General features: G+C 45.7%; 6 protein-coding genes. 2 read left to right on the forward strand and 4 right to left on the reverse strand.

Annotated elements, in window-relative coordinates:
- On the forward strand, positions 1 to 937 hold a 937-nt coding region (locus BCT81_RS20690; RefSeq protein ID WP_102425669.1), incomplete at its 5' end, for an acetate/propionate family kinase.
- A 109-nt stretch (positions 938 to 1046) separates the two neighbouring features.
- Here BCT81_RS20690 and BCT81_RS20695 read toward each other — a convergent pair.
- Both BCT81_RS20695 and BCT81_RS20700 read right to left on the reverse strand, forming a co-directional pair.
- Positions 1047 to 1886 (reverse strand): patatin family protein, encoded by an 840-nt coding sequence (locus BCT81_RS20695; RefSeq protein WP_102425670.1) that lies wholly within the window; start codon positions 1884 to 1886, stop codon positions 1047 to 1049.
- 87 nt (positions 1887 to 1973) lie between these two features.
- Positions 1974 to 2534: an XRE family transcriptional regulator gene (locus tag BCT81_RS20700; RefSeq protein ID WP_102425671.1), complete on the reverse strand. Its 561-nt coding sequence runs from the start codon at positions 2532 to 2534 to the stop codon at positions 1974 to 1976.
- Positions 2535 to 2635: 101 nt separating this feature from the next.
- On the opposite strand from BCT81_RS20700, the gene BCT81_RS20705 reads away from it, so the two are divergent.
- Positions 2636 to 3829 carry a benzoate/H(+) symporter BenE family transporter gene (locus BCT81_RS20705; protein ID WP_102425672.1) on the forward strand — a complete coding sequence of 398 codons (1194 nt, stop codon included), beginning with the start codon at positions 2636 to 2638 and terminating at the stop codon, positions 3827 to 3829.
- Between the two features lie 130 nt (positions 3830 to 3959).
- Here BCT81_RS20705 and BCT81_RS20710 read toward each other — a convergent pair whose 3' ends face one another.
- Both BCT81_RS20710 and BCT81_RS20715 read right to left on the reverse strand, forming a co-directional pair.
- Positions 3960 to 5162, reverse strand: coding sequence for a type III PLP-dependent enzyme (locus tag BCT81_RS20710; RefSeq protein WP_102425673.1), 1203 nt, complete (start codon positions 5160 to 5162; stop codon positions 3960 to 3962).
- The coding region (locus tag BCT81_RS20715; RefSeq protein WP_102425674.1) for an IucA/IucC family protein at positions 5155 to 6747 on the reverse strand (1593 nt) is incomplete at its 5' end. The genes BCT81_RS20710 and BCT81_RS20715, both read right to left, overlap by 8 nt.

A 6747-nucleotide genomic window follows, 5' to 3' on the forward strand; every position in this document is an offset into this window, starting at 1 on the left:
TATCGGTCACCGTATCGTTCACGGTGGTGAGAAGTTCACTCAAACGGTTCGTATTACTGAAGAAGTAACGAACGAGATTGAAAGCCTATCTGATCTTGCTCCACTTCATAACCCAGCTGGTGCTATAGGCATCCGCGCTGCGATTGAAGCTTTCCCTTCTTTGCCTCAGTTCGCTGTATTTGATACGGCTTTCCACCAAACAATGCCACAACGCGCATTTACTGGTGCTATTGCTAAAGAGCTATACACAGACTTCGGTGTACGTCGTTACGGTTTTCACGGTACTAGCCACTACTTCGTAAGCCGTGAAGCTGCGAAGATGCTAAACAAGCCTGTTGAGGAATCTAGCTTCATCTCTGTTCACCTAGGTAACGGCGCATCAGTATGTGCTATCAAAGACGGTAACAGTGTTGATACATCAATGGGCTTCACACCGCTTTCTGGCCTTATGATGGGGACACGTTGTGGTGACTTAGACCCAGGTATCATTGAATACCTTCTTAAGAAAGGTTGGTCACAAGAGCAGGTCTTCAACTCTCTTAACAAGGAGTCTGGATTCCTAGGTGTGTCTGGTCTTACGAGCGATGCTCGTGGCATTTTAGAAGCTATGGAAGAGGGCCATGAAGGCGCTAAGCTGGCTTTCGAAGTATTCACATACCGCGTAGCTAAATACGTTGCTTCTTACCTTGCAACACTAGACTCTCTAGACGGTATCATCTTCACTGGTGGTATCGGCGAGAACTCTCTACCAATCCGTCGTGAAATCTTGAAAAACCTTAAGATCCTAGGTTTTGTTGAAGATGTTGCTGGTAACGAATCTGCTCGCTTTGGTGCTGACGGCATTATCGCTAAGTCTGAGATGCTAGACGCAGTAGCGATGGTTATCCCAACCAACGAAGAGTTCGTCATCGCTCAGCAGTCAGTAGAACTTCTGTAATTTAGCTTAAAACTAAATACTTAAAAGCGAGCCCTAGTGGCTCGCTTTTTTTGCTTTGCAGCTAGAGAGCAGGGGGATTAAATCCGGCTACTTAGCTTCAGTAACTGCTTTATTCTTGTGTAACGAATCGCTTTGCTGCCTTAAGGCCCATTTGGTAACCGGCTTCAAGCTTGTCTTTATCTGTGGTTAATCGTCCCACAGCGAAGCCATCATCAGGAACGATAACCTTAATCGTGCAATCATGGGGTGGGTTCTCAATAAAGTCTAAGGTTTGATTGTATTGCTCTGCACGAGTGATCATGGCCTCAGCCAGTTGAGGTGTCTCTTTCATCAGGCGACGTAATAGCCAAGGTGCTTTAGGTGGGCGCTTTTTGTAACCCTGCTTTTGCGAGAGGATCACTGTGATTTCTTTCGCCCCTTGTTTATAAGCCTCAATTACGGGAATGGAATCGACCACTCCGCCGTCTATCATTTTTCGACCATTTACTCTCAGAGGCGTGCGGTAGGCCATAGGGACAGAGCAGGAAGCTTTGAGGAGTTCTTCTAGGTTATCTTTTTCACCCTGCGTGTAAAGCGGTTCACCGGTTTCAACATCCGTGGTCACGACTTGAAAGGGAAGCGGTTGTTTATCAAAGGCTTCCATATCGTATGGATAGTGCTGTGCGATATGATCCCAAAGCCAGTCGAGGTCAAGTAAGTGTCCACCTTTGGCAAACTTTTTGAAGTTAATAAATTCAGGTTGGCATGAGTAGTCAGAGATAATCGTATAGGTTCGGCCGCGTTGGTTAGACAACCAAGAGGCTAAGTTGGTTGAGCCCGCAGAGACGCCGATGCAGAAATCGAACGGGTTGTATTGGTGGTCGATAAAGCCGTCTAACACGCCAGCAGCAAAGATGCCACGCATTGCGCCACCTTCCACAACTAGGGCATGTTTTGATTCTAGAGTCATTTGATTATGGGCTCCCTAATTCTTATAGATGCATATCCTTTCACTGTTATTAATACTAGATAAATGGTCGGATGTGTAGGCTAACCATTATTTTACAGGGTAGTGAATTACGTTGTGGAACATCGCATTGTCTTCACCGAGGTTCTTATATCCGTGCTTTTGGTTAGCATTAAAGCGAACGGCTTGCCCTGCTTGTAATGTTTGCCATTCACCATCAAAAAGCACGGCCATCTCTCCTGAGATACATAATATGTGCTCGGTAACGCCAGTGTTATGCGGGTCGGATTCATGTTGATAGCCAGGTGCGAGGGTTAGCTCGAAGATCTCAAACCCAAGTGCTTCCTCAAAAGGAAATAATAAACTGACGAAGAAGCCAACGTCATATTCTTCACGCCTTAACTCGTTTGCATCTCTGAATAGACTCGTCAGCTCATTGTTCGAACTTTCTGCGATAAAACTGGAAAATGACACTTCAAACCCAGATGCGATCTGCCAGAGCTTAGCAACGGTGGGACTGGATTCCCCACGTTCAATTTGACCTAACATCGCTTTACTTACGCCTGTCGCTTTTGCTGCTTTATCTAGGCTCCAGCCTTTTTCTTGGCGTAGGCGTTTTAAGTTAGGACCGACTTTAATTTCTGTTTGCATACTTTTTCTACAAGATTTTATCTATAAATAGCTTGTGCGTTATAGCGCACAGGTGCTAGGTTTAGCTATGAGCGTTATAACGTACATAGGAATAAAATAACATGACTAAGCTAAAATTTTCCCACGTCAGTACGGGATTTATTGCTGTATTTATTGGGTATGCGAGCGCCGCAGCGATCATTTACCAAGCTGCTATGAGTGCCGGAGCAACTCAAGAGCAGGTCGCGTCATGGTTCTGGGCGTTGGGAATTGGCATGGGGGCAACCACGATATTGCTTTCTTTCTGCTACAAGAAACCGGTTGTGACGGCTTGGTCGACGCCGGGCGCTGCACTGTTGATTACTTCGCTCGAAGGTCTGACGATGAATCAGTCGGTTGCTGTATTCCTGTTTAGTTCGCTGTTGATCACGCTAGTCGGTATGGCCGGAATATTTGAAAGGGTACTGAAACAGATTCCAACATCGATTGCCTCGGCCATGCTGGCGGGGATTTTATTGCAGTTCGGTTTGGGCTTGTTTACGTCGTTAATGGAAGAAGTACAGATAGTGGTGGTCATGCTTGCTGTGTTTGTTTTGGCGAAGTCGAGGTTAGGAAATTTACTCATCCCAAGCATTTTCGCCATTGCTTTGGTGATGTGTATTGGTCTTGGCAAGCTCGATGTCAGTCAGGTCACGCTAGGTTTAACGGCACCGGTATTCATTATGCCTGATTTCGAATTCTTTTCTCTTATCAGCGTAGGTATTCCGCTGTTCATCGTAACGATGGCTTCGCAGAACTTACCGGGGTTTGCCATGCTAAAAGCAAATGGGTACCAAGTGGATTCATCCAAGATCATCACTACCACAGGTGTGACAGGGTTACTATTAGCGCCGCTGGGAGGCTTTGCGTATAACCTTGCCGCAATCACCGGAGCGATCTGTATGGGTCCTAATGCCGATGACGACCCGAAAACACGTTATATGGCAGGGATTTCGATGGGCGTGTTCTATTTATTGGCTGGCGTGATGGGGATGTCATTTGTGTCGCTGTTTAGTGCGGTTCCTCCAGCGGTAGTTATCGCTGTTGCGGGGTTAGCAGTGATGCCTACATTAATGAATTGCTTAGCTGTCTCGATGGCTGACAGCCACTACAGAGAGCCAGCGCTGTTTACGTTCTTATTTACAGCTTCTGGTACGAATTTATTGGGTATCGGAAGTGCGTTCTGGGGGCTTTGTATTGGATTACTTTGTTGCTGGTTACACAATTACAAAGTCAGAACGAATGGGGACAATAGAGCTTCACAAGCTCAGTCATAGTGATGCTTGATGAAAGGCGCTAGTGAGCGATGGTTTGCTAGCGCCTTTTTGTTTACGAGGTATTACCTAGATGACAGCTCGTTTTTGGATGAGATTAAGTTCCAAAGCTTTATCTTGGTTTCCTCGAAGCTTAAAAGTAGTGAAATATAGGTGGCTCATGCATCAAAAAGTTCTGGTGAGAAATGTTCCACGCATAAGCACCTGCCAAGGTGAAAACAAGATAATCACCGATGTCGACGTATTCAATGTTTTGGTTTCGAGCGAGTACATCTTTTGGTGTACATAGCTGGCCAACCAAATTGGCAGTGGTGTGGTGTATCGGGTTCGAAATGATTGAGTGCTGCTGATTGTTGATGACAGTAAAAGGGTGATCATGGCTTTGTGCCGCAGGTGTACGGAAATGGTGTGTGCCGCCTCGAGCAATCACAAAATTTTCGCCAAGGTTCTGTTTGATGTCTAACACTTCCATTACGTAGTAGCCGCAAGGCGCAGAGATATAGCGTCCACACTCAAAGCGCAGTGTCCAATCTTGCATGTGTTCTTCAGCGATCAAGAATTCTAATTTGTCGCAAAATTCTATCCACGGGAAATGTTGGCTAGGATCTTGGTAATTGATCCCCATACCACCGCCGAGGTTAATAACGAGATCTTCAAGCGAGTATTGCTCTTTCCATTGCTTAACCACTTGGAAATAACGTTGAACGAGTGCTAAGTGACGACCAACATCGAGTTGATGTGACATTAGGTGGAAGTGGAAGCCTTTCAACTCTATTAACGGGAAATCACGTAGATACATGATGGCGTTATCCAATTCAGCTTCATCGAAACCAAATGGGGTGGGTTTTCCTCCCATGGCTAACTTGCTGAGTGTGATGTCACCAATGTCGATATTCATACGCAGAAAAATGGAAGCGGGTCGATTCAACTTTTGTGTTAACGCTCCGATGCGCTGAAGTTCTGTAATACTTTCGACATGGATGGCATCGACTTCAAGTTGTATCGCTTGCTCTAATTCACTTGGCATCTTCCCTGGCCCACCAAAGATCAGTGGTTTATTAAGTTGTTGCTGCTGGAGGTGGCTAAGTTCGCCGCCAGATGCCGCTTCAAACCCATCAACGTAAGGCGCTAAAGTCCTCAAGATTGGCGCAGAAGGGTTAGCTTTTGCGGCATAAAACAGTTCCACGTTTTTGGGTAATACATGGCGCATCTGCTTGATGTGCTGTTCAAGCGCATTTAGGTCATACATGTAAGCACACAATGGCTGACTTTGCTGCTTTGCGAGCTGTTTTACTTCTTGCTCGATGTACGAGGGAAGCTGAGTTGGCTTAGTCATGACACTCTCCTGTGTTTTGAATCGCCCATGGTGTCGCAATTAGCGTGTACCCCGACTCTTTGTCGGCATTTTGCATCAAGCGAGTGGTGAAGTTGTTCTTACTTGGGAAGAAGCCGCCATCAAGTAACGCCACTAACTCTGGTTGCTTGCCATTGACTGATTGCCAACGAACGATGGCTTCTTGTAATAACTCCCACAATGTCTCTTCAAGTTTGGCGTTTCCTTCAGCAATAAAGAATACGGCTTCACTGATGTTGTTAATAAAGGTGCAGTAACCAATGCGATTCCAGCCTTGTTCTCGGCTGTAGTAAACCGATTGTTGGGCCCGTTCTGAAAGCTGTTGTAATGTCTCTGAAGGCCAAAATTCAGGTAACAATTTTGTACCTTCGAGATCTCGAATCCACACGCAGCAGGGCATACCTTTTTCGAAACCGATCAGCGTGTTTTGTAGATGAGGTTCAAATGCGACCCCGTGTTTGAAGTAATAGTTAAACACGCCTGGAATCAAGCAATGCAAGTAGCGCTCAAACCACAAGGTAGCGACATTCTCATACTGGCTTTGTGTCGCTTTCGCTTTTTGTTTTAGCTGGTTAGCTATACAGCTGTTTCCTTCACGATCACAAGCAAACAGCGAACCTGCCAACGTCGGTTGTAGAATGTCGGTTTCACTAAGTGAGAAGTTCTCACGATACAAAATGCCAAATGATTCACGAGCTTTTATGATGTCGTCAGGCTCTTGCTCGGCAATTGAACCTAGATTCAGTGTTGTTGCGTACGGCTCACTCATTACCTTGAATACAGGGTTACGCAGCTGTTCGCTCTCTTTTATCGGACGTAGAATGGAGGTTAACTGTACGGCACTGTCGAGTTCATACCATGCGTTTTTGCGAACACAGTTGGTCAAACGTACATTGATGGAAAACTTAGCAAACCATTCCATATCTGGGTGATAAAGAGTACGCACGGAGGAAGTGGGTAACAGTTTGTCTCCACCTAAGCCTAATGGTGTAATTTTTCCTTGTTCAATCGCACGTTGAACTGCTGGGTTTTGTAGAAGTGTGTAGCTTTCCCATGGGTGGCACGGATAAAGTAATTTTGATTCTGAATCACTTTCTCTCGGTGCCAATTTCTCGAGCATCGTTTTTGGTGATGTGCGCGTATCTGAGTGCAATACATCCAGTAAAGCTGCTTCCACCTCAAACCAATATAGAGGCACCTTTGCGCCAACTTCCGGGGAGCAAGCCAGTAAGTCATCCATACTTACTCCAGAACGACTTTTTGGTGTTGGGTGAAAAGTGTGTCCCCAGAGCAGTGACTGTTCTGACGCGATAAAGGCATTATGCTGCTGGAGTGGGCTGTCGGTGTTTAGGAATTGCTCGGTTACCAACAAGCTGTTCTGCATTTGTTTTATCAACTCATGGTTGAACGGGATCATTAACACTTGTTTAAGGTAATTGAGTAACAGTGTTAGGGTTTGAGTTGCGTCTAATTTAGACCAGCCAGCACCAGCTGTTTTCGACCAAGGTGTAGCTGAAAGTTTTACTTTTCCTAGCTTACTGACGTATTCAACAGGCAAGACTAACAA

The sequence above is a fragment of the Vibrio sp. 10N.261.52.A1 genome, from assembly GCF_002876325.1.
GTDB lineage: Bacteria > Pseudomonadota > Gammaproteobacteria > Enterobacterales > Vibrionaceae > Vibrio > Vibrio chagasii.

Bases quoted from the DNA above. Each gene is read 5' to 3' on its own strand.
- BCT81_RS20710 (WP_102425673.1), bottom strand. From the start codon at position 5,162: ATGACTAAGCCAACTCAGCTTCCCTCGTACATCGAGCAAGAAGTAAAA.
- BCT81_RS20700 (WP_102425671.1), bottom strand. From the start codon at position 2,534: ATGCAAACAGAAATTAAAGTCGGTCCTAACTTAAAACGCCTACGCCAA.
- BCT81_RS20705 (WP_102425672.1), top strand. From the start codon at position 2,636: ATGACTAAGCTAAAATTTTCCCACGTCAGTACGGGATTTATTGCTGTA.
- BCT81_RS20695 (WP_102425670.1), bottom strand. From the start codon at position 1,886: ATGACTCTAGAATCAAAACATGCCCTAGTTGTGGAAGGTGGCGCAATG.